23 protein-coding genes and 4 pseudogenes are annotated in these 22,238 nt (G+C 68.3%); 16 read left to right on the top strand and 11 right to left on the bottom strand.

Annotated features, from left to right (window positions below; genetic code table 11):
* Positions 1-22: 22 nt before the first annotated feature.
* Complete coding sequence (locus BLV72_RS37620; RefSeq protein ID WP_093468024.1) at positions 23-571, bottom strand: carboxymuconolactone decarboxylase family protein; 549 nt, start codon at positions 569-571, stop codon at positions 23-25.
* Between the two features lie 135 nt (positions 572-706).
* On the opposite strand from BLV72_RS37620, the gene BLV72_RS37625 reads away from it, so the two are divergent.
* Together BLV72_RS37625 and BLV72_RS46930 are read left to right on the top strand one after the other, a co-directional pair.
* A complete protein-coding gene (locus BLV72_RS37625; RefSeq protein WP_093468026.1) occupies positions 707-1,360 on the top strand; it encodes a TetR/AcrR family transcriptional regulator in 654 nt (217 codons plus the stop codon).
* Between the two features lie 5 nt (positions 1,361-1,365).
* A pseudogene (locus tag BLV72_RS46930) lies at positions 1,366-1,509 on the top strand (transposase); the annotation flags it as partial.
* Here BLV72_RS46930 and BLV72_RS37635 read toward each other — a convergent pair.
* Both BLV72_RS37635 and BLV72_RS52235 read right to left on the bottom strand, forming a co-directional pair.
* Entirely contained in the window at positions 1,494-2,855 is a 1,362-nt protein-coding gene (locus BLV72_RS37635) for an NAD(P)/FAD-dependent oxidoreductase (RefSeq protein WP_093468029.1), read from the bottom strand. The pseudogene BLV72_RS46930 and the gene BLV72_RS37635 overlap by 16 nt on opposite strands.
* Before the next feature lie 305 nt (positions 2,856-3,160).
* A pseudogene (locus BLV72_RS52235) lies at positions 3,161-3,470 on the bottom strand (helix-turn-helix domain-containing protein); the annotation flags it as partial.
* A gap of 75 nt (positions 3,471-3,545) precedes the next feature.
* Between BLV72_RS52235 and BLV72_RS37645 the strand changes: the two are divergent.
* The 4 genes from BLV72_RS37645 to BLV72_RS51650 all read left to right on the top strand — a co-directional run bounded on the left by BLV72_RS37645 (position 3,546) and on the right by BLV72_RS51650 (position 5,942).
* Positions 3,546-4,079 (top strand): sigma factor, encoded by a 534-nt coding sequence (locus BLV72_RS37645; RefSeq protein WP_093468030.1) that lies wholly within the window; start codon positions 3,546-3,548, stop codon positions 4,077-4,079.
* A gap of 203 nt (positions 4,080-4,282) precedes the next feature.
* Positions 4,283-5,203, top strand: a complete 921-nt coding sequence (locus BLV72_RS37650; RefSeq protein ID WP_093468032.1) for an NADP-dependent oxidoreductase — start codon at positions 4,283-4,285, stop codon at positions 5,201-5,203.
* Between the two features lie 14 nt (positions 5,204-5,217).
* A complete protein-coding gene (locus tag BLV72_RS37655; RefSeq protein ID WP_093468033.1) occupies positions 5,218-5,682 on the top strand; it encodes a cupin domain-containing protein in 465 nt (154 codons plus the stop codon).
* A gap of 119 nt (positions 5,683-5,801) precedes the next feature.
* Positions 5,802-5,942, top strand: coding sequence for a carboxymuconolactone decarboxylase family protein (locus BLV72_RS51650; RefSeq protein WP_244321209.1), 141 nt, complete (start codon positions 5,802-5,804; stop codon positions 5,940-5,942).
* A gap of 386 nt (positions 5,943-6,328) precedes the next feature.
* Here BLV72_RS51650 and BLV72_RS37665 read toward each other — a convergent pair whose 3' ends face one another.
* Both BLV72_RS37665 and BLV72_RS46935 read right to left on the bottom strand, forming a co-directional pair.
* Positions 6,329-6,790, bottom strand: a complete 462-nt coding sequence (locus BLV72_RS37665; protein ID WP_167746477.1) for a YkgB family protein — start codon at positions 6,788-6,790, stop codon at positions 6,329-6,331.
* A gap of 178 nt (positions 6,791-6,968) precedes the next feature.
* A pseudogene (locus tag BLV72_RS46935) lies at positions 6,969-7,100 on the bottom strand (class II fructose-bisphosphate aldolase); the annotation flags it as partial.
* A 3-nt stretch (positions 7,101-7,103) separates the two neighbouring features.
* On the opposite strand from BLV72_RS46935, the pseudogene BLV72_RS46940 reads away from it, so the two are divergent.
* Positions 7,104-7,196, top strand: a pseudogene (locus tag BLV72_RS46940) (IS5/IS1182 family transposase); the annotation flags it as partial.
* Between the two features lie 429 nt (positions 7,197-7,625).
* Here the strand turns inward: BLV72_RS46940 and BLV72_RS37675 are convergent.
* Entirely contained in the window at positions 7,626-10,208 is a 2,583-nt protein-coding gene (locus BLV72_RS37675) for a SpoIIE family protein phosphatase (protein WP_093468038.1), read from the bottom strand.
* 17 nt (positions 10,209-10,225) lie between these two features.
* A complete protein-coding gene (locus BLV72_RS37680; RefSeq protein ID WP_244321210.1) occupies positions 10,226-11,329 on the bottom strand; it encodes an alpha/beta hydrolase in 1,104 nt (367 codons plus the stop codon).
* 79 nt (positions 11,330-11,408) lie between these two features.
* On the opposite strand from BLV72_RS37680, the gene BLV72_RS37685 reads away from it, so the two are divergent.
* From BLV72_RS37685 to BLV72_RS37700, 3 genes are all read left to right on the top strand, one after another.
* A complete protein-coding gene (locus tag BLV72_RS37685) occupies positions 11,409-12,368 on the top strand; it encodes a LysR family transcriptional regulator (RefSeq protein ID WP_093468041.1) in 960 nt (319 codons plus the stop codon).
* 455 nt (positions 12,369-12,823) lie between these two features.
* Positions 12,824-13,039: an alpha/beta hydrolase gene (locus BLV72_RS48380; protein WP_167746478.1), complete on the top strand. Its 216-nt coding sequence runs from the start codon at positions 12,824-12,826 to the stop codon at positions 13,037-13,039.
* A 445-nt stretch (positions 13,040-13,484) separates the two neighbouring features.
* Positions 13,485-13,778 (top strand): putative quinol monooxygenase, encoded by a 294-nt coding sequence (locus tag BLV72_RS37700; RefSeq protein WP_093470775.1) that lies wholly within the window; start codon positions 13,485-13,487, stop codon positions 13,776-13,778.
* A 150-nt stretch (positions 13,779-13,928) separates the two neighbouring features.
* Here BLV72_RS37700 and BLV72_RS37705 read toward each other — a convergent pair whose 3' ends face one another.
* Positions 13,929-14,120, bottom strand: coding sequence for an aldo/keto reductase (locus tag BLV72_RS37705; protein WP_093470776.1), 192 nt, complete (start codon positions 14,118-14,120; stop codon positions 13,929-13,931).
* Between the two features lie 417 nt (positions 14,121-14,537).
* Here BLV72_RS37705 and BLV72_RS37710 point away from each other — a divergent pair, with 417 nt between their 5' ends.
* Positions 14,538-15,293 carry an ALF repeat-containing protein gene (locus BLV72_RS37710; protein WP_093468044.1) on the top strand — a complete coding sequence of 252 codons (756 nt, stop codon included), beginning with the start codon at positions 14,538-14,540 and terminating at the stop codon, positions 15,291-15,293.
* 199 nt (positions 15,294-15,492) lie between these two features.
* Entirely contained in the window at positions 15,493-15,696 is a 204-nt protein-coding gene (locus BLV72_RS37720; RefSeq protein ID WP_143059839.1) for an SbtR family transcriptional regulator, read from the top strand.
* Between the two features lie 270 nt (positions 15,697-15,966).
* Here the strand turns inward: BLV72_RS37720 and BLV72_RS37725 are convergent, their stop codons facing one another.
* Complete coding sequence (locus BLV72_RS37725) at positions 15,967-16,986, bottom strand: winged helix-turn-helix domain-containing protein (protein ID WP_093468047.1); 1,020 nt, start codon at positions 16,984-16,986, stop codon at positions 15,967-15,969.
* A 180-nt stretch (positions 16,987-17,166) separates the two neighbouring features.
* Here BLV72_RS37725 and BLV72_RS37730 point away from each other — a divergent pair, with 180 nt between their 5' ends.
* The 4 genes from BLV72_RS37730 (at position 17,167) to BLV72_RS37745 (ending at position 19,919) form a co-directional block, all read left to right on the top strand.
* Positions 17,167-17,436: a hypothetical protein gene (locus tag BLV72_RS37730; RefSeq protein WP_143059840.1), complete on the top strand. Its 270-nt coding sequence runs from the start codon at positions 17,167-17,169 to the stop codon at positions 17,434-17,436.
* A gap of 194 nt (positions 17,437-17,630) precedes the next feature.
* A complete protein-coding gene (locus tag BLV72_RS37735; protein ID WP_093468050.1) occupies positions 17,631-18,764 on the top strand; it encodes a hypothetical protein in 1,134 nt (377 codons plus the stop codon).
* 352 nt (positions 18,765-19,116) lie between these two features.
* Positions 19,117-19,659, top strand: coding sequence for an SGNH/GDSL hydrolase family protein (locus BLV72_RS37740; protein WP_093468051.1), 543 nt, complete (start codon positions 19,117-19,119; stop codon positions 19,657-19,659).
* A gap of 47 nt (positions 19,660-19,706) precedes the next feature.
* On the top strand, positions 19,707-19,919 hold the full coding sequence (locus tag BLV72_RS37745) for a hypothetical protein (RefSeq protein WP_143059841.1): 213 nt from the start codon (positions 19,707-19,709) through the stop codon (positions 19,917-19,919).
* Positions 19,920-20,170: 251 nt separating this feature from the next.
* Here the strand turns inward: BLV72_RS37745 and BLV72_RS37750 are convergent, their stop codons facing one another.
* Positions 20,171-20,767 (bottom strand): DUF2461 family protein, encoded by a 597-nt coding sequence (locus tag BLV72_RS37750; RefSeq protein WP_093470777.1) that lies wholly within the window; start codon positions 20,765-20,767, stop codon positions 20,171-20,173.
* 824 nt (positions 20,768-21,591) lie between these two features.
* Positions 21,592-21,915, bottom strand: coding sequence for a GmrSD restriction endonuclease domain-containing protein (locus tag BLV72_RS37760; protein WP_244321211.1), 324 nt, complete (start codon positions 21,913-21,915; stop codon positions 21,592-21,594).
* Positions 21,916-22,238 lie beyond the last annotated feature (323 nt).

Consider the following 22,238-nt stretch of genomic DNA (forward strand, 5'->3'; position numbering starts at 1 on the left):
GCCTCGACGAGGGCGCCGACGCTCATCCCGGCGTACCGACCGAGCTGACGGCGGGGATGTCGATGTCGGTCTGGTTGACGTTGTTGAGGAAGTTGGTCAGCAGGACCTGCACCACCACCGTGACGATCGCCAGGATCTGCGGGTCGGCGTACCCAGCACCTCGCACAGCTGCCAGGTCGGCGTCGCTCACCTGACCGCGGCTCTCCACCACCCGCTGAGCGAAGCGAGCGACCGCGGCGCGCTTGGGATCGATCGAGCTCCCGGCCCGGGCCAAGTCGATGTCATCGCTCGACATGCCACCGAGTTCGGACGATACGTACGTGTGCATCGCCAGGCAGTAATCGCAACCGTTGGCTTGCGACACGGCGAGCGCGATGGTGTGCCGCGTCTTCGCGTCCAGAACCCGGCTCAAGGTCCCCTGCAGTGTCATGACGACGTCGAGGACGGTCGGGTTCGACGCGAGAGTCGCGAACATGTTCGGGACGAAGCCGAACTGTGCGCCGATGGTGTCGAGGGTGCTCTCCGCCCCATTGGGGACGTCGTCAGGAGAGGGGACGTTCAGTCGTGACATGGCGAATCAGCCTCCGGTGAGTGGTCGTCGTCAGCCCGGGTTGGGCTTGGAATTTTTTGGGCTTGTCAGCCCACTTCTTGAGTGAACACCTCTCGCGACTGGGCTGTCAAGCCCAATCCAGGTATCGTCTGAAGCATGAAATCCACCACCGGGGCTCGGGAGCCCAACAAGCTCACCTACAAGGGACAGGCAACGCGGGCCCGCATCTTGGAGCACGCCGCGGAGCTCATCTACACCAAGGGGGTCCACGCGACGAACAATGAACAGCTCCGCCGCGCCGCCGGTGTCAGCGGATCGCAGCTCAACCACTACTTCCCGACCAAGGAGAGTCTCGTCCTGGCCGTGATCGCCTGGCAGGCCGAGCGCGTCCTCACATTCCACCGCGGTGAGCGATTCGCCTGCTTCGACAACCTCGACGCGTTTCGGGCGTGGGCGGATTTCTACGTCGGCTACGAGCGCGCCTACCAGGAAGGCTGCACCCTCGGCTCCCTCGCGAGCGAGATCATCAAGACGGACCTTGACGTTCACGACGAGCTGGCGAGCGCGTTCGACCAGTGGAGGGCCATCTTCCGCGATGGAATCGAGCGCATGCAGCAACTCAGCCGCATCAGCCCTGAGGCAGATCCCACGCAGCTGGCCAATCTGCTCCTGGCCGCCTTCCAGGGTGGCATGCTTCTCGCCCAGGTCGCACGGGACATCGCCCCGCTGAAAGACGCGTTGGAGGCAGCCATCGACTACGTGCAGACCTTCGCGACGTCTCCCGACCCCGGCGCACTCCGAGCTCGGTAGCCGGGCTGCGGCCGTTTCTGCCGGTCAGCAACGGCCGGTGCGGTCGGTGGCCGGATCACCGCCAGGTGATCGACGGCATCCTGCACCGGGTGCGGACCGGCGTGCAGTGGCGGGACATGCCGGGTCGGCGGCGTCAGCCCTGGTCGGCGTTGAGTGATGCGGTGTGCTCTCGCACCTGCTGCGGTGTCATGTAGGCGTCGGTCTGTTCGAAGTGCCGCAGCGACGGCTGTTCCTCAGCGAGGAACCCGATCCGTACGAAGTCGTCACCCGCAGCAGCGTTCAGTATCCAGTTCGTCAACGCCCGCGCCTTGGCGACATTGGTGCGCATCGCCCCCACGTGGTAGCCCCGGGCCACCGCCTGCGCGGGCATCCCATGCAGCTCGACGCCCGCCGGCTTGGCGACCGCGTTCCTGCCGCCCAGGTCGACCACCAGACCAAGGTCCCTGTGCCGGTAGGACCGAAGCGGCTCGCCGCGGAGCGCGGCGATGACGTTGTCCGCCACTGTCTTGGCCTGCCGGTGGGCGTGCTGCGCAGTGGGCGGGCAGACTGCGCCGTCGCCCCCCTCCAGGTCGGGTACGGCGGCGCCGTCGCCCAGCGCGAAGACGCCGTCGAAACCAGGCAGCGTCATCTGCGCGGTGGCGGCGAGCCGTCCATGTACCGTCTCGGCCCCCAGGGTTTCCACCAGCGGGCTGGCGACCACTCCCGCGGTCCAGATCAAGGTCCGGGAGGGGACGACCCGGCCGTCGGTGAAGGTGACCTGGTCAGGCCTCGCCTCGGCGACGGACACGCCGAGCGAGATCTCCACCCCGCGCCGCTGGAGCACCTCCATCGCGCTGCGGCCGAGCTTGTCGCCCAGCTCGGGCATGAGTTTCGGCGCAATGTCAATCAGGTGCCACCTGATCAGGCTTGGATCGAGCCGCGGGTAGCGCCGCACCGCGTGAGTGGTGAGCCGCTGCAGGCAGGCCGCCGTCTCGGTGCCCGCGTAGCCGCCTCCGACGACAACGAACTGCAGTCGGGAGATCTTCTCCTGCTCGTCGACAGCGGCATCGGCCAGGTCGAGCTGGGCGATGACGTGGTCCCTCAGGTACGCGGCCTCGGCGAGCGTCTTCATGCCGCGCCCGTGTTCCTTCAGGCCGGGGATGTCGAAGGTGCGGGTCACGCTGCCGGGCGCGAGCACGATGTAGTCGTAGCGCTCGTTCGTCAGTTCCCCGGTGATCCGGCGGACGACGCAGACCTTCGCCCGGGCGTCCACGCCGATGGCAAGGCCCGGGATGATCCGGGTGCGGTACCTTCCGCGGCGCAGCGAGAGCGCCACCGACTGCGGAGTGAGTACGCCCGCCGCGACCTGCGGCAGCAGCGGCAGATACAGCTGGTAGGAGACCGGCGTGACGAGCGCGATGTCCGCGTCGCCGGGAGCCAGCCGGCGCTCCAGACGGCCTGCGCAGGCGACGCCCGCGAAGCCTGCGCCCACGACGAGAATCTTGAGTCGCGCCACGGTGTCCCTCCCTTCTCGGGAGCTGCGTTTGCAGGATGCCGACTCATTGCGGCCGGCTTTACATGGCTCCGGCATTCGGTTCCTATCACCCATCCTCGTGACTCACGGCAAGATGCGCGCGCCGGCGTGAGAAGGCTTGGGCCCAGCGACAGCTCCGGGAAGGGAACCGGGACTGGTCACGCCTCTGCTATGAAGCCGAGGCACGTGATGGCCGTGCCCCAGCCGATGAGCGAAGCGCCGTGGCAGTGGGCTCGGGAGAAGGTGCCGGACGGCGGGCCGCTGAGCACCGCGCCGATGGGGATGGCCCAGGTCGCCTCCCGCCACATGGCGACGGCTTCCTCGTCGCGCTCGGCGGCGGGTCTGTCCGGCATCCGCACGCTTGTAGCCCATACGGTGCAGCAGCCGAGTCGCCTCGGAGACGCTGTAGGAGATAGGAAACTTCCGCCCGATCAGCGTGCGTACCGGAGAGGCGGTCCACACTTGGTCGTCACTCCAGCCGTGCGCGGCCGGCCCCTCGCCGAGCCACATCGCGAGCTTGGCCTGCAGGTGGGGGCCGAGTCGGCAGTCGTAGCCGCAGGGGCCCTTGGAACGCAGCGCCCGGTGTCCGCCCGTTCTCCGGGTGCGGCGCACCGCAGATCACGAGTCCGGATGGCTACTCTGGGTCCGCGAGCTGGAGGAGGTTGCGTCTGCATGGGTGACGGGCACGCGCCGGGGCCGTCTGGGCGGGAAGACGTGCTCGGAGCCGGCTGGGAGAGTCATCGGCCCGCGGTCTTCGGTGTGGCCTACCGGCTGCTGGGGGGTGTGACCGATGCCGAGGACGTGACCCAGGATGTGTGGTTGCGGGCGGCCGGAGCGGATCTGCGGGATGTCGGCGATCCGCGGGCCTGGTTGGTCACGGTGGCCGCGCGGCGGTCGTACGGCATCCTCAAGAGCGGCCTGGTGAGGCTGCCGCACCCGGACGCTGTCCATGTCACCGACGGCGGCGGCAAGGCCGCCGCGGCGCGCAAGCTCATCCATGGTGGTGAGCGCGTCGCCGCGGTGATAGTGCGTGTGGGCCGTCAGTGGCGTCCGGACCGCATCGACCTCGCCGAGGTCGGCGGCGAGCTCGCCCTGGTGTTCCACCGGGAGGGCCGTGTCTACTCCGTGGACACGCTGCAGCTCACAGACGGTCTGATAACCGCGTGCCGCAGGGTCATCAACCCGGACAAGCTGCCCCACGTCTGAGCTCACACCCCGAGGGGCTGCCTCATCTCCCTGATGAGAACCGGCTCAACCACATCGGGACAGGCGAGGGAACGCTCGCGGACAGATGGGATCGATCATGCGGACGGCATGCTTCCATCTGCCGCGTTCCTCCGCCGACGAGCCGCGATGAGCCCTGCGTGAAGGGCTGCGCGCTCGGGCGCCCTTCCTCAGTAAGGACCTTTATGCAGGCCATCACTGTGCGGGACCGTGATGCCGGTCTCGCCGGGCTGTCCCTGACGGACATGCCCTACCCCCATGCGGCCGAGAACGACGTCATCGTGCGGGTTTACGCCGCGGGCTTCACCCCTGGTGAGCTGGACTGGCCCGCCACGTGGATCGATCGCGCAGGCCGCGACCGGACGCCGAGCGTGCCCGGGCACGAGTTGTCGGGTGTCGTCGAAGAGCTGGGGTTCGGCACCACCGGCCTGAGTGTCGGCCAGCGGGTGTTCGGCCTGGCTGACTGGGCCCGCAACGGCTCGCTCGCCGAGTACGCCGCGGTGGAGGCCCGCAATCTCGCGCCGCTGCCGGCGGACATCGACCACACCGTGGCCGCCGCGCTGCCGATCTCCGGGCTGACCGCATGGCAGGGCCTGTTCGACCACGGCCGCCTGGCCACGGGCCAGACCGTCCTGATCCACGGTGCCGCGGGCGGCGTCGGCTCGATCGCGGTACAGCTCGCCCGCGGGGCCGGCGCCCGCGTCATCGGCACCGGCCGCTCCGCCGACCGGGACACGGCGCTCGCGCTGGGCGTCGACACCTTCCTGGACCTGCAGACCGAGAAGCTGGAGGATGTCGGCGAGGCCGACGTCGTGTTCGACGTGATCGGCGGAGACATCCTCGACCGCTCGGCCGCCCTGGTCCGGGCCGGCGGCACATTGGTCACCGTCGTCATGCCGCCCAAGGTCCAGCCCAAGGACGGGCGGGCCGTCTTCTTCGTCGTCGAACCCGACCGCGCCCGGCTCACCGACCTCGCCACGCGGGTGAGGGACGGCCGGCTCAAGCCGGTCGTCGGCGCCGTACGGCCACTCACCGAAGCACCCGCCGCATTCGCCCCCGCCACCCGTACCCCGGGCAAGACGATCATCCGCGTCGCCGAAGACTGAACAGGAGACCCATCGTGACCAGAACGCGGATCGCCGGTGGCCTGCTGGCCGTCGCCACGCTGATCGCGGCCACGGACTGCACCGCCTCGGAGCAGTCCGTCCACACCAAGACACCCACCGCGGCCGTGACATCGAAGCATCCCACCGAAACCGCCAAGCCCCTGCACCAGCAGGCCCTCCCGAACGTGAAGGGCAAGACGTTCACCTCGGTGGTCGTCGACTTCCCGCCCAAGGCACGCGCGGTGCCGCACCGGCACGGCAAGGCGTTCGTCTACGCCTACGTCCTCGAAGGGACCGTGCGCAGCAAGCTCGCCGGCAAGCCCGTGAGCACCTACCGCCAGGGCGAGAACTGGGTCGAGCGGCCGGGCGCGCACCACGTCCTGACCGAGAACACCAGCCGGACCGAACGGGCCAAGCTCCTGGTGGTCTACGTCTCCAACACAGGAGACAAGCTCAAGGTCGACGACCCGAGGTCGTAGCCGTCACGCGTCAACACCGGCAAGCAGCACCAAGCGCTGACAAGGCCCTCATCGCCCGGTCGGCGGAGGTGGAAGAGACCGCCCGTCGCGGCAGGCCTTGACCGCTCCTGATCGAGCTGTTGAAGATCCGCGCCTCCCAGATCAACGGCTGCGCGTTCTGCCCGCGCATGTACACCCACGACGCTCTCAAGAAGGGTGGGAACTCGGACCGGATCGCCGTGCCGCGTCGCGATCACCAGCTGATCGGTGGCCCAGCTTAGAATAGGTTTCCCTGCAGTAAGGTTTCCGTTATGGCGGAATCGGAAGCTGTTCGGCAAAAGTGCCGCCTTACGGTGCGCGGCGCAATGCCGCGGTCACGAGGGCGAGCTGGTGCGTGCCGTCATCGCTTTTTGGGCCGAAGCCATTCTTACGCGTGACCGCCAGTATCTGGAGCGAGTGAATTCATTTCGTGCACTGCAGCGATGCGATCGCCAGCGCCCGCGCCGGAACCGACAGTGGGGCACGGGCCATGCTGGAGGCCGCTTTGTCGGGGAAGGCGTGATCGCGGCAGGTCTGCGGCGCATGAAGGAGAACGGGTCCCTGTGGGCAGATGCCGATTCCGACCGGCTGGCGGTGAGTTCGATGGCGCGGTACAGGTGGCGGTGGACTACCTGCGCTGTCCGGTCTGCAGTGACTCGGCAGCCGTGAGCAGGGAAGCCCCCAGCAACACGATGTCTTTCACCAGGAACTGGCCGGCGAGAGAGAGCTTTGGTTCTCTGCGCCTCTCTTGCCATGCCTCGGGTGTGGTGGCCAGGAAGCTGAGAGTCGTGGCGAATATCCCAGCAGCCCCCAGGCTTCCTAGCGCCGAGGCTCTCGGCGCGAACGGCCTCGCCGCAATCAGTGATCCCGTAACCATCTCCGTTACACCGAGGACCCTGGCCAGTTTTTGTTCGCCGAGTTCGGTGAGGAGTCGGGAGAATACAGGGCTCGCGGTGACCAAGGGCCGAATGTTCTCGACCTCATAACTTTCGAACTTGAGCCGCCCAATCGACAGGAGATTGAGCGCCAGTCCATAGCGGATCGTTGAGAATCCTGTGCTCAGAAGGCACTTACTGACCGTGGAACGCATTATCATGTGAGTGTCCCTTCACATGTGCACCGCAGAACGCCCTACATCTGCTCAGCGTACGCCAGGTCCCACCTACTGGCACGCCGACCCCGGAGCCTTTCCGTATTTTCTATTAAGAGGACGTCTTATCTGGTGAGGTGCCGGTACACAGTTGACGCCCTCGCGTGATTACTTCACTTTATTGCCCCGCGGAGCGCAGGTTTTCGCAGGTCACGCCGACCCGGGCGGCCATGCCTGCCTCGGCGGCCTTGCCCCACGTGCGTGGATCGTAGGCCCGCTTGATTCCGACTTCGCCGTCCACCTTCAGCACCCTGTGGGCGTCTCCGGCACCAATCTGCACGACAGCCCGGCCCTGAAGCCGTTGGTACGCGGCATCCCGCCAATCCGTGCCAGGCGCGGGCCGCGGCCGCCCGCAGCCACTCGGGCTGCCTTGACCTGTCCATCTCACCTGACCCGATCGAACCGGGCCGCGTGAACAACTTCGAGCACTGGGAGTCGCAGGAAGCCCTCGACGCCTTCCGGGCGGTGGCGCCGCGCCCGTCCGTATCCGTCGCGATCAACGGCGGCCAGGTGACGTGAATCGTGCACCGGCGGCCGCCAGTGGGGGAGTCATCCGACTTCGCTGTGCGGCGATCAGGCCGTCTCCGAGGAGCACGTGGCCGATCATAATCGGACAGGTGACGCCGCGTTCGAACGTGCCGATTGTCCACATCCGGTCGGTGAACACGTCCGCCGTGAAGATGGCGAGCCGTGTGCTGGGCGCGGCGAAACCGAGGCGGGCTCGAGTCGGCCGGGTGTCGGGACGGCAAATAAACGGCATGTGCCGTGGTGCTGTTCACACCGCGCGCGACGTGGGCGATGGAGAAGCCGCCGAGGGGTACGGCCTGGTGGAGCCGGCCGACGGCTCGCGGTGCTCCCCGTGGGCGGTCGCCCGGCTGCCCTCGTCGGTGCGTGTCCGGGCGATGAGGAGCGCGATGTCGTCCTCCGGAGGAGCATCCGGGGTCATCCTCGCGATAACGCGGGCACACAGGTCCTCGAGGCTCGCCGAGGGGTGTTGCAGCGCGGCGAGCAGCCGGTCGAGCCCGGCGTCGATGTCGGCGTGCCTGGACTCCACCAGTCCGTCGGTGAAGAGGGCGAGCAGGCTGCCTTCGGGCAGCTCCAGGTCGACGGATTCGTAGCGTCCGGTGCCGATTCCGACCGGCGGGCCCACCGGTGTGTCGGCGATCGTGGCATGGCCGTCGGGTGTCACCAGCATCGGTGGCGGGTGCCCGGCGCGGGCCAGGGTGCAGATGCGGGTGGCCGGGTCATAGACGGCGTAGACGCAGGTTCCGCCGGTGATCGACGAGTACCCCGCAGACCAGATGCCCGTTTCGGCGAGCTGGGCGGTGACCTTGTCCAGGTGGTCGAGCAGTTCCGCGGGATGCTGGTCGAGGGCGGCGAGGGTATGCACCGCGGTGCGCATCCTGCCCATGGCGGCGGCGGCGTTGATGCCATGGCCGATGACGTCGCCGACGGCCAGGGCGATCCGGTCGCCCGGCAGCTTGATGGCGTCCATCCAGTCCCCGCCCACTCTTTCGTGCCGGTCCGACGGCAGGTAGCGGCCGGCCAGGTCCACCGCGGTGCCGCCCGACAGTTCCTGCGGCAGGAGACTGCGCTGCAGGGCGAGGGCGGCGGCCCGCTCCCGTGCGTAGCGGCGGGCGTTGTCCAGGCTCAACGCCGCCTGGACGCAGAGTTCCTCGGCCAGCAGCAGGTCGTCCTGGGAGAAGGACACGGCGTTGTCGGTCCGTGTGAACACGGCGATGCCGAGGATGGTGCCACGGGCCCTGAGCGGGATCATCATCACCGAGTGCATGCCGGTGTCGTGGATGATCCGTCGGCGCTCGGGGTCACGGCCGAGCCATGTCCCCGGGCCGGTCTCCATGACCGGCTCGAAGTAGGACTGGTGCCCGTACAGCGCGGTGAGGAACGGCGATCCGGGCGGTACGTACACCACATCGCCCACCAAGAAGGCGGCCTCGGGCATGCCACTGTGGATGGAGGACTGACCCGCGCGGCGGAAGACGGGGATGCCGGAGGGGGCCTCGGACATCCGCTTCAGCGGCTCCCCGCCCAGCGGGACGGCATCGGCCAGATCCACCGTGGCGTAGTCGGCGAGGGCGGGAACGGCCACGTCCGTGAGTTCCTGCGCGGTCGTCATCACATCGAGCGTGGTGCCGATCTGCTTGGCCGCTCTGCCGAGCAGCGCCAGCCGCTCGCGCTCCCCGCTCTTGGTGACCAAGGAGACGGTGCACACGCCCAGTGGGCTGCCGCCGACGGGGGCGAGGGGAAAGACGGAGCAGGAGAAGACGACCTCCCGGCCGTGCTCCGGTGACACCCACCGCAGCACGTGGTCGCCGGCCGGCTCCCGCGAGGTCAGCACCTGCCGTATCACCGGCTCGATGGTGGTCCGGTCGAGACCACGCACGGTGCGGGGGGTCGACCCGGTGGGCGCGTCCACCTCGGAGTGGCCCACCGTCTCCCGACAGGTCCGGTTCGACCACAGCAGCCGCGTGCCCGCGTCCCACACCGCCACGGCCAGCGGTGACCGGTCCAGGAGCGCCGCCTCGGCGTCGGCCGTCCGTACGCCGTCCGGCGCCTCCGTGATGGCGACGAACCAGCAGCTCTCACCGTCCCCGCCGGTCAACGCGATGGTCTCCACCGTCAGACGGAAGCTGGTGCCATCACGGTGCCTGACCTCCACGACGCCGTTGGCGGGACCCCGGCCAACACGCTGCCCCGTGTCTTCCGGAGCCGAGAACCACGGAACCGCTTCGGCGGGGGTCTCCAGCAGCTCCCGCACCGGCAGCCCTACGACGTCCTCCGCGCGGTGGCCGAGCAGCCGCCGACAGCCCTCTCCCCACTCCAGGACGGTGCCGTCGGAGCCCAGGAGAGCGAGGGCCGGAGCGGGTGCTTCAGGCCCGTGCGCGAAGCCGGTCGGAATCGGCCTCGGCTCGGAATCGGCCTCGGAATCGGCCTCGGCTTTACGCGCCATCCCGATACCCTCCGTAGCCACCGATATCCGGTCGATGCCCTGCAAAAAGGGTAACGCGCTGGACGGCCGCGGCAGCGGGCGGCGGGAGACCCGCTGCCGGCCGAGGGCGGCCAGGGCGCGCTCGGCGGTTCGGTGCCAGTCGGCGGGGCCAGTGGTCCTCGGTGTGGTCATCGGCCCGGCGTAGTGCGGTGTGGATGACGTCTGGATGACGTCGTGGAGGTGGTACGGCCAGATCGCGTGCGGATCCTCGGTGAACATCGGCCGCTCGACGAGCCGGCGTGCCGTCGCCTGGTGGGTCGGGCCCGCCGTTTGGGTGGCCAGGTCCAGGTCGAAGGCGTCCAGCAGGCTGGCGCCGCGCAGGACATGGCGCTCGTCGGCGCCTCTCACGTCCGAGGCGGGGACGGTCAGGGGTGCAGGGCGTTGGCGATCCAGTTGATCATGATCGGCATGATCTGGTCGAGCTTGTTGAGGGCGCAGTGGCTGCCGCCGGGAATGAGCTCGACCTGCGTATTCTGCCGGCCGTTGAAAACCGTTGTGTCCGCGATCGGGACGTGCACGTCTGCGTCACCGTTGATCACCAGCATCGGGCAGTTGTCCTGGGTGGTCAGCAGTTCGTCGAGGGCGAAGGACTCGAACGCGGTGATGAGGGCGCCCATGTCCGGCCTGGTGGTGAAGCCGACCGCGTTGCCGAAGATGTCGGCCATGCCGTACAGCAGGTTCTTGGCGTGTTCGGGTCCGAACGTGGCGCTGGTTACCGGGCCGCCCAGGACGACGGCCGCGTCGGCGTCGCCACGCAGGCCGGTCTGGGCGGAGAAGTAGCCGCCGAAACTCAAGCCGAAGTGCCCGACCTTGCCGGTGGTGAGAGTGCGGGCGAAGTGGAGCAGGCCACCGATGATCGCCTGCGTGTCCGCGGCCATGGGGATGTGGGTGAGTTCCCCCACCCCGGCGTGCTCGAACGCCACGATGCGTACCTTGGCGCCGAGCGCGAGCGCCTCCCACATCGGGTGCAGGTCCATTTTCCAGGTGTCGATCCCGCCGCTGGCGATCAATACCGGGGTATCGGCTCCCGCATCGGCCGGGCTGAGCACGTGCACCCGCACTTCGACGATCGCCTCGCGGTAGCGGACGGTGACGGTGCGGCGCTCGAAACCGACCGGGAAACCCTGCGCCGCCAGGGTGTACTGCTCGACCTGGCGGTCCATGGCGGCCGCCTTGGCCGGGTCGGCCAGGCACGGGAACCGTGCCCCGCCATAGGCCAGGGACGCCAGGTAGTGCTCCCCGGCGGCGGCATACCGCTCTGCCAGCCGGCTCCATTCCCAGGTCCACCCACCGGGAGCGTCAGCCCACATGTTGGTGATCGCGGCGCGCAGGCGGGCAACCTCGTCGGAGGGAAGGCCGAGGTTCACGAACTGCGCCGTGCGTTCCTCGAACAGATTCTCGGGATCGACAGGGAATGGGTAGGTCATGATGTTGCTCCTTGAATCGGTGGCCCCGCCTCCGTGCGGCAAGGTCCGGTACGACCACGGTGTCCTGCCCGGCCACCTGCGGGAAGTGCCGGTAGGGCACCCCCGGTATGTATCCTGAGACATGGCCGTTGAGCTGGCGCAGTGGCGCATGTTCGTGGCGATCGCCGACGCTGGAAGCCTGAGCCGGGCTGCAGCACGACTCCAAACCGACCAGCCGGCGCTGAGCCGAGCACTTCGTCGCCTCGAACGCCTGATCGGGTCTGAGCTGTTCCGTCGCAGCCCGCGCGGCGTGACGCTCACCGCATTGGGCGCGGACCTGCTCGACCAGGCCCGGCACCTGGTCAGCGCGGCCGATGAGCTCGACGCCCTCGCCATTGCCCGCGGCCGTACCGCAACGGCCGTCCTGAGAGCAGGCGCCCTCGACTTCTACCCCTTCACCACCGCCCTCGCCGAGGCCCGCGCAACGCTGGCAGCCCGCCGGCCCCCGGTAGCAGTCGAACTGATCCACATCCCCTGGCTCGCCCACCCCGCCGCGGTGGCCAAAGGCGACATCGACATCGGGTTCACCCTCACCGTCGACCGACACCTGCCCTCACCCGAAGTGCTGTGCAGCACCCCGCTCCGTGTGGAACAGCAGGTCTACGCGTTGCTACCGGCCAGCCACCCCCTCGCCACCACCCCCAGCATCAACCCCCGGGACTTGTCCGATGACCCACTGCACCTGCCCCGCCGAGAAGACAACCCCGCGATCTACGACCTGATCCTCGAAACGCTCGCCGATCATGGCGTCCTCGCACCCAGCCGAGCCCCGACCGTCGACAGCCTCGCCGCTGTCGTCCAGGACATCGCCGCCGGAAACGGCTGGACGATCGTCACCTCTGGCCCCGCCCGGCACCCCGTCCCCGGAACCGTCGCCCAGCCTCTGGCCGTCACCCTACGCCACCAGGTACACCTCGAAGCGATCTGGCACAAGGGCGCCAACCAGACCGCTGTCCGAGCACTCATAAGCCGGCTCCGGCACAGCAACAAGCCCAAATCACGTACCACGCAGCCTCGAAAGAAGGAAAACCCCGGCACATGATCACCTGGAATCCCGACGCTTGCCGGGCGAGGGTCAGGTTGTGGACCTCCTGGACCGACAGGCGGCAGACGCCCGCGATGGGAACCGTGAGATCGGGATCGAGCCGCAGAGGATGACGGGGTGAGATGACGTTTCCCGAGCGGGGCAGCAGTCCGGTGTGTTCCGCGAGATGGAGCGGCGCGATGCTGAGCCGGCGAGCCAGCCGAAGCAGGGAGCCGGCAGCTTGCGCTGCAGGCAGATGACGAAGCCTTCGTACACAGCCTACGCAGCCTACGCAGCCATCCACGGAAGTGGTCAGCGACACCGGCGCGGGTTGGTCGAGGCCATCACCGACTCCACCACGCCCAGGACAGCTCAGCCTTGCGCCGACACGCGCCTGCCCTGTCCGGCTGCCCCAGCCGCTCCAGCGCCTGCCCAGCACAGTCAGGATCGCCCCCCGGCGCCACTTCTTGCCGGTGGAGCCGAGAGCCAGCGCCTGTTCGGCCGTCACCATCCATGACCTCGGCGACGGTGTCGCCGACGTCATCGACCAACTCGGCCACGGCCCCGCGGTCATCCTCGGACACGCCTACCGGAACTTCCTCGCCCGCATCGTTGCGACCAACCACCCCGGCAAGGTCCGCGCTGTCATTCTCGCGGCAGCCTCCACCCGCGCCGTTCGCCCGAGATGAACAACGCCCCGTTCGCGTCGGCGACCTCACCCTGCCCGACGACGAGCGTCTCGCCGCCCTGCGCCAGGCCTTCTTCGCCCCCGGCCATGACGCCACCTGGCCCATGTCGCTGGGCATCTCCGGTGCCAACCTGCACGACAGCCTGGCCCTGAAGCCGTTGGTACCCGGCACCCCGCCGATCCGTGCCAGGCGCGGGCTGTGTCGCGGCCGACCTGCCAAGCTGCCCGGCGACAAGGAGTAGGACTACCTGCGCCGTTGGCTACGGGGCCGGGGCATTACCCACCGCTTGGCTCGCAAAGGTATCGAGTCCTCCGCTCGGCCCGGGCGACACCAGGCGATGAGTCTTGCTGATGCGGAAAGTCCATACCCGTGGGCTGCCGTTGTCCGGCTGGCCCTTGCGGGGGAGATCCATCTCCCTGGAGACGCGAGAGAAGGGAAGAGCAGCGTGACGGTGATTGTTGCCGGCAAGTTGTACGTGAATCCGGCGGAGAGGGGCCGCTTCCTTGAGGGCCATCGCTGCATCGTGGAGGCCGCCCGCAGCCACCCGGGCTGCCTTGACCTGTCCATCTCACCCGACCCGATCGAACCGGGCCGCGTGAACAACTTCGAGCACTGGGAGTCGCAGGAAGCCCTCGACGCCTTCCGGGCGGTGGCGCCGCGCCCGTCCGTATCCGTCGCGGTCGATGGCGACCAGGTGCTCAAGCACGAGATCTCGCATACCGGGCCGCCCTTCGGCTGATGAGATCGGCCGAAGAAGCGTCGCCCTCGCCGGCAGCGCCATCGCCCGGCGAAGGCGTTCCGGTGATCCGAAACGATGCGCCGGCCGCGACCTGGGCCGTGCATGAAGATCACTCCCGTACTCGCCAGCGCCGACTGGCCGGCAACGTGGTCATGAAGCGGGCCGGTCCCAGCCACGAATCCGGTGCAGGGCGGCGCGGATGCGCGCGTTGACGCGGCCCGCGCCGTAGAACTCGGCGGTGTCGATGTGGTCGACCCCCAGCTCGACCGCCCGGCGCAGCACGGCGAGGGCGGGCTCGTCGTCGCCGTGCTCGAGCTGCATCGCCCCGCAGCCGATTTTCATGGTCACGGCAGACCGCGAACCACGCCTGGGGCCGACGGCCGGCGCAACCGGGCCCGCCTCCTGGGGGTGCCGCGCGCTGCCTCCGCTGCCGGACGGACGCCGACCCTGGAGGCCATCGCCCGCGAGGCGGCGTCGGGATCGGCGCCCTGCACCGGCACTACCCGACCCAGGAGGGGCTGATCGAGGCGGTCTAGCGCACCGAACCTGCGGAGGGATCCGTCCGACACCGATCCCTGTGCGCTCGCCGACACCCTGTCGGCTTCGGTGTCGTGGCGGGGGCCGCGTTCGCGGCGTGCGCGGGCGGGGATTCCAGTGAGTACGCGAGCGCTTTTCCGGATTAACGGATTTCTGGTGCAGTTTTGAGGCGCATGGGTGATCATCGGCTTACTGGAAGTTCGATCACGGAGGCGTACATTCATGAGACCGACGCGTGCCGCTCTGCTCGTCGTGGCCACCGCCCTGACACCGGCGCTCCTGTTCACCGCTCCGGCGTTTGCCGGTGGTTCGGCGGCCGGGGCCACCAACACTTCGGTGGCGGAGGTGTCCCGGACACCGGTGGACGAGATGTCGGAGGATGAACTGCGTGCCGCGATCGCGGTCATCCTGGCGGATGAGGACAGCGGCCGGGGGGTCGTCCGCGAGGCCAATGAGGCCCTCAACGGCACGGTGGAGGACATGCGGGCCTTCTTGAAGACCGGCTATCGGCTGGCCCAGGCCGAGGACGACCGGGTCGCCATTGCCCGTATCCTCCACGGGGCAACACAGAACCATGACAAGCGGGTCATCGAGGAGGCCAACAAGCTCCTCGACAGCGGTTCTCCGGAGGAGATGCGCGCCTGGCTGGAGACCGGCTATCGGCTGGCCCAGGCCGAGGACGACCGGGTCGCCATTGCCCGTATCCTCCACGGGGCAACACAGAACCATGACAAGCGGGTCATCGAGGAGGCCAACAAGCTCCTCGACAGCGGTTCTCCGGAGGAGATGCGCGCCTGGCTGGAGACGGGCTACCGGCTGGCCCAGGCCGAGGACGACGCCTTCTACATCGTGCGCATGCTCACGGACCCGAACATCAGCGATGCCCTGCGCGCCGCTGTCAACGCGGCCCTGGACGACGGTTCCCCGGAGACTCTGCGTTACTTCCGTGAGGTGGGGCAGTACGAGGTGGACGGCTAGGCCGAGCCGGGGGGCTGCCGCCCGAGGCGTCCTGCGGCCACCGGGCCGATGACGCGGTGACGTCCGCCGGCGTACTGGAGCACCCGGTGACCAGTGCGGCCGTGGGCCCGGCGAGGCAGCCCTGGACCTGCGGGGCGGTCGCGGCGGGACCCGTCGCGCGCCCGGGGGTCTCCATGACCGTCTCGCGCACGACGTGGTCGTGGGCGGTGAGCCGGCGCAGGTCGGCACACTGCTCACCGCCGGAGTCGCGGAAGGGACGCTCCGGGCAGACGTACTCTCCGACGACGTCGTCAGCACCTTGGTGGGCATCTTCCTTGCGACCGACGATCAGGAGCAGGCCGGGCGCATGCTCGGCTTGCTCGTCGATGGCCTGCGGGCCGGGACGTCAGCGAAGCGCGGCTGACCGGGGGTGGCTCTCGCCCCAGCTCCAGGGCGCCGGGCAGCTCGGCCGAAGGCCTGGTCTTGCCGGTGAGGCGCTCGGGCGCTTTTTGAGACAACGGCCGAGACGTCAGTTCGCGTATCGGTCGGCGGCACCCTCGGCGGTCAGCGTCCCGGTGCGGAGTCGTGACCGGGGGGCTGGGGAATGACGTGACGCCGATCATGAAGATCGTGGGGAATTGCGTGACCGTCGACAGGCGTACGGCCCCGCCCGTGGTCCGGGACGTTCCGGGTTTCAGAACTGAGCCGTGCTGGGTGGGGTGTTGAGGAGGGCGATACCGAGGGTGGTGGGGCTGTGGAGTGCCGTGTTGCGGTGCCGAACGGTACGGATCAGTTGAGCTGCGCGCAGAGTGGTCGCGTGTTCGCTGGCGCTGGGAGGCGCGATGCCGACGAGGGTGGCGAGTTCCTTGGTGGAGCAGCCGGGGTGGTCGGCGATGGTGTGGAGAACGGCGGCTCGGGTCTGGCCAAGAAGGAGGGCCAACGGCGATCGGGCTCCAGGCGGGGGCGAGTGTGCTGGTAAGACGAACAAGGACCGTGGGCCCGAGGGCTGATCGTGGCTGATGGCGTATCGCAACACGGGCTGCGGCTCGGCGTCGATGTCAATGGCTGGTGCTTCTGCTCCGAAGACCGAGGGGACGAGCATCAGGCCGCGTCCGTCGAGGTGCAGGTCGCCGTCGAAGCCTGAGACCATCGCTATCTCGAGGACGGGCGGATTCCAGCGGATACGCCCCGGGTGGAGCGAGGCGAGCAAGTGATCCATACCGCCGGCGAGCACCTGCCGCATCCGTTTCCCTCGGTCTGCTGCGGCTTCACCCGTGATGTGTCCCCAATGAGGGGACAGCAGCACTGCGTAGACGTGGTTCAGGCTCTCGCAGAGCTGCCGTAGCAGGTCGGAATCGTCTGCCAGATGGTGCGCCCACGGCGGGAGTGGCTGCCACTCCGCTACGTGGGCCAGATCCTTGCGGATCCGGGAACGGGGTGTGGCCCGTACCTGCTCCAGTAACTCCTGTGGATTGCCGATGCCGGCAGAGGTGAGAAACGTGGGTGCCCAGCCGCCGGGTGGAATCAGATCGAGGACCATGCGCGCCGTAGGGCCCAGACGGGCGTGGGCGGCACGTCTCCAGGCTCCGAAGCGCAGCGGCTGACTGCGATTCTGCAGGTTGCGCACCGCGGCGCTCAGTTCCATCAGTGGCGGGGGCTGCGCCACTCGTGTCCGCGCCAGATCCTCAAGCGTGAAGTGAAGGCGGTAGACCACGGTTCCCCCAGGTCACATACGGAACGGTCTCAGCTGATTCTTCTGGAAATGCCGTTGTTCGGTCCAGACCGAATCTCGTCGAGAAGTGGCCCGCTGATGGGGAGATTGGGCATCACGTGCCGGTGTGTCCGACACCCGGCCAGCCTTGACCACCGCAGATCAGAGGGGAACATCATGCGCATGCGACGTGCACTGGTAAGCCTGGCCCTGGGGGGTGCGCTCGCTCTCGGAGGCACAGCCGTGACGGCCCAGGCGGCCGATGGCACGGCATCACCGCAGCTCTCGGCCAGCGAGACGAACGCTGTTCCGGCCAGCTGGCACTTCTACCGCGCCTACTGGACCAAGGCCGCCTGCCTCACCGAGGGAGACGCTCTCGGCGGCACCTACACGTGCTCCTACGGAAAGGGTAACGACGGCAAGTACAAGTGGTTCCTGTACCGCTGGTACTGATCCCGCACCTCGAACTCCCGTGACGGCGCGCCAGTCCCTCTGGCGGGCCGTCACGGCTGTTGGACGGTTCCTTCATCGTCCGTACGGATGCGCGGGCGGGCGCTGGAACTGGCGTACATCCGGGGCGATTCTCGGCTCCACCTGCCGGTAGCCGGTACGGTGGGTGACCCTTCGAACGTGAACGGGGAGTTGACGTGTGGGGAGACAACGGCCGTACGGCAAGGGCGTTATGGGGCGGCGGTCTCGCGCTGCTGCTGGCCGTGGTGCTCGCGGGCTGCGGGGACGGCGGCGGACAGTCCGAAGGCCCGACCGGCTCGGCGACGGGTGCGTCCAAGGGATCGGCGTCCGGTGGGTCGGGCGGTTCCAGGACCGGGCTGCTCTACCGGGACAAGGAAGTCTCGCTGAGTAATGTCCAGGCGATCAAGAACGGATGCCCGTCCGATTTCAACTTCTACGTGGAGTTTGCGGACAGCGGGCCGCGCGTCCTCGGGCCCGATGAGTCGAACCCGCGCCTGAACGACGACGGGGACCAGACGGACGAGGGCAGGCCGCCTGTCCTGTCATGGGAGCCTCCGTGCTCCTGGGACAACGAGGTGTTGGACTTCGACGACGTGCCCGTCGCCAAGGTTGCCGCGGACGCCGGGGACCTCGACCAGGCGGGCTGCCAGGATGCCGCACGGGCAGCGGTCGGCAACGGCACGCACGTCGACCGCTACAAGACCCGGGCCCTGGCAGCGGGGGACCGGTTCTGCGAGGACTTCGCCGCGGGCGGCCGGGTGGTCCTCCTGCGCGTGGTGAAGGCGAGCGGATCCCCCGTCGGGGAGCTGACCTTATCGGCGACCCTGTGGGCCGGGCCGGCGAAGACCGAGGGTGCACCGGCGCAGCCCGGTGACAAGGTCTACGAGAACCAGCCCGTCACGGTCTCCGACGATGTGGCCAAGGGACACGGCTGCGTTTTCGGCAGCGTTGGGCTCGGTTCGGACATGCCGGTCGTTACGTACCGGAGCAGACTGAACGGCGGCGGGGGAGACATCGAGTACTTCCCGAGCTGTCTGTCCGGAAGCCCGAAGATGCGGTTCAGCGCATACGTGGCCCGGGTGAAGGGCGCCGCCGACATGGACCTCACCGCTTGCCAGGACGCCGCGGCGCGTGGCGAGAGCAACGAACTCGAGGTACCGGTCTCGGAACTGCGGACCGGGGACGGGTTCTGCAGGTTCGACAGTCTCGACAAGGACGTCGCTTTGCTGAAGGTGACCGCCGTAACTGCCAAGGCCCCCGCCTCGGTGACCTTCTCGGTTACCCGCTGGGAAGCTCCCGAACCGTCGTAGCGGCGACCGGGGGCGGCCGGCCTGCCACCGGCAAGCCGCCCCCGCTCAGCCCCCACAGACGCGCTGCTCCGGCAGCAGATCGTGTCCTGAGTTCCGTTCTCGTCAACGGCGCCGCGTCCCGCCCCTCAGCTGAAGCTCAGAACGGGGTGAACTCCTCGAAGGACGGGTCGAACGAGGGGTCGGGCAAGCGAATGGCCTTGCAGCGAGTCACTGGTTTGGCCCGGGGATCAGCGGCCGGGAAGGCGTCGGGATTCACCGTCCACCCCAGGTTCCGCTCGTAGCAGTGGACGGCGCTCACCATTGAGGACGCCCAGGCGTCGTCGAGGACGATCGGCGCGCCTGGTCGCGTCAGGTGACCCTGCCGGGCTACGGCAAGTCGATCGGCGCGCTGGCCGACCAGGCCGAATCGCTGGACAACATCGACCCGGACAACGGCGAGGCGACCGGCGGCGAAGCCGGACGGCTGGACGAGCGGGCGCCGAAGTGGCTCCACGAGCAGATCCGGCCACGCATCACCGCAACGTTGAAGACGATCCACGACAAGGCCCCCAACGCTAAGATCGTTCTCATGGGCTGTCCCAGGCTTCTGGAGGACAACGGCTCACGCGTCCTCGGCATGGAGGGCGTTGAGGGGAAATGGGTCAACAGCGTCGCCGACATCCTCGCCGACGAGATGAAGGGCGCAGTAGACGGAAACTGTGGGGTCCTGCGCGCGGTACGCAGGACCCATGGCCTCTGGAAAGCGTGGAATGCGGCATGTCCCGAGCGGTGCAGCCCCTCAAGGGAGCGGCAGTCACGGCTGTGGCGGTACTCGTATGCCACCTTGTCCTCTGCGCCGGCTATGCCGCCGCGCGGGCCCAGAAAGGCGCAGATCCCGACGGCGGCTCATGGGTAAGCGTTGAAATCCACGCAGTCACGTTCGTTCTGGGGATCTTACTCGTGATGCCGCTGCTGCTGTGGGCAGGCATGCGCATACTCGGCGAAAGGGACAACTACCTGCTGATCGTAGTCGGCAGTCTGCTCTGGTTGGTCGGAGCCGGATCCAACCTCAGCCACCTGCAGTACACGCCTGGCGCCCACCTACCCGTGCCGTTGCTCGCGGGCATGGTGGCCGTCGGAGCCCTCCTGGCTCCCGCCTCGCGGCTCTTCCGTTGACCGCAGAAGGCCGTATGGCCGTCATGGGTGCACTCCGGCAGGCACATCAGCCTCGTGGCATGAGCAGCCAGCCGAGCTTCCGCGATACTCACCGCTTCGACCGCCAGCACACCGACGTCCTCCAAGCCCTGACCCCGACGCCGTCGACGGGACCCGACGCCGTCCACGCCCCTGCTCCCGTACGCCCCCCTTCCCGTCAGCGACGTGTGCGCCACTTTCCCAGGTGTGTGCCGACGCTGGAACTTCTCGAGTCAGGCGGAGCTGTTCACGTGACGGACCAGCCACGTGAGCATGGCGTCGAGATCGTCGGCGGCCGCGAGGACCTTGCCGACCGCTTCAGGAGTGTGGAGCCAGTCGTCGCAGCCGAGGGGTTGGGCAGCGATCAGTGAGCGGTGGCGCAGCAGGTCCGTGCGGGAGTGGTCGGACGGATAACCTCGTGGGGGACGCTTCATCACGTCCCCGGAGATCTCATAGCCCTTCTTTCTCAAGTCCTTGACGATGGCGGATAGTTCGTGGCCACTTCCCTCGGCGGCGACGGCCTTGCGGAACGTGTCGACCTGGCCAGGGTCGGGATACCACCAAGCGCCCTGGATCCGCAGGCCATCCAGGTCGAACCGCAGACCGATCTCGATCTTGCGGCCGAGCCGGATCACCGCGCCCTGATGCTGCCACCACCAGGAGTTGGTGCGGTAGTGCCAGACAGAGAAGTCCTCGTACCGGGGATCGGCGTCCGCCACATCATTGAGCAGCGCGATCATCGGCTGCCGGACGAGACGCTCGCGATCCGCGCGGTACTGCTGGCGCACCGCGTGTGATGGCTCGCCCTGCAGATGCAGCAACACGTCCATGGCTCGCTCCGGCCAGCCGGTGAACCGTCCACTCATGCGGGCGCCATACTCAGGAAGGAGATGCTTCATTGCGCTCAGCCGCACCGGCGGCTGCGTCCGGGGTGGCAACCGAGTACAAGACGGACCTCTGCTGCTTGGTGCGGCGAGCTTCGCCCTTGGCGACGAGAGCCTCGAGAGTGCTGCGCACGACCGTGGCCTTGACCTCGCGGTCCGGAAGAGCCTGAGTGAGGGAGGCAGTGACCTCGGCTGCGGAGCGCGGTTCACCGTGCTGGGCGAGGTCACCGTGGATGAGGTTCCGGAGGGTGGGCGCACCCGCTTCCCGCACCCGCTTGGTGCGGCTCCCGCCCGGCTCCGCCCCTTCCGCCTGCCGCTGGCCGCGTCGGTCTTCTTCCTCGGGTTGCCCGTCGCCGACCGCTCCGCGGACTTCCGCTCAGCGGATGCACCATTCTCCAAGCCGCTGACAGCCGTGTTCCCCGGAACGGCATCAATGGCTTCGTCGCCAAGGCTCTGCCGCATGCTGAGCAGCAGCGCCCGGTTGCTTTCCAGCACCAACAGCTGCTGCTGCAGCGCAGTGATCTCGGAGCTGAGACGTTCGTGGTCGGCAGAGTTGCGTTCGAGATCGGTGGTGATCTGTGAGGCGTATTGGGACTTCAGATCGGTGTTGTCGGCAGAGGTATCCACCACAAGCTCCCTCGTCTGGGGTCTTTTCATGTTGGTGGTGGATGCTACCTCTGCGCGACGGCTATGCGGCGCCTGGTTTCAGCAGGCAGGTGTGTAGGTGATCCGGGCGTCGCGGCAGCCAGCCGCGAGATCGGAGAGCGTGGTCACTTCACCCGGGTCCGCCGACAGGCTCGGCGGGATTTCAGCACGGTCCATTCCTCGATGTAACGGCAGCAGGCTCCCGGATCGGTGGGAAGCCACTGGTTGGGGTCCTGATCGGCTTGGGAATGGTTCTCCCGGGCACTCACCGCGACGAGGGACCTGGTGTCGCCGAGGTCGTTGGCGTAGTCCTGGCGTTCCTGCGCCGACCACGTGGAGGCGCCGCTGTCCCGTGCTTCGGCGAGCGGCACCATGTGGTCGATGTCCAGGCCGCGGGCGTCCTGCACGTCGGTGTTGTCGTAGCAAGCGAGGGTGAGAACGGTAGGCATGATGTGCGGCCGCATAGGTATCGCCCTTCCTGCCTGAGCAGTGCGGCCCAACAACTACCAGAACCCAGTAGACAGCCCTAGTGAAGATCACTTGACACGGAGAGCCCAGGGGCGACAGAACACGAGCCCTCAGAACCCTGGGCGGAGGCCGGAGGCGGGTGGAGGCCGACGAGATCACGCACACCGCTTCGCGAGGCCGACCACCGCGCGGACCTTGACCCGAGGACGCCTCCAGAGCGAGGAAGGGGTTGTGACGAGCAACGGTGGGCGCAAGCCCGAACGGCCTGTGAAAGGTCCGCCGCTCACTACGCTCGGGGTCGTGA

It is taken from the genome of Streptomyces melanosporofaciens, from assembly GCF_900105695.1.
In the GTDB taxonomy this organism is placed as follows: domain Bacteria; phylum Actinomycetota; class Actinomycetes; order Streptomycetales; family Streptomycetaceae; genus Streptomyces; species Streptomyces antimycoticus.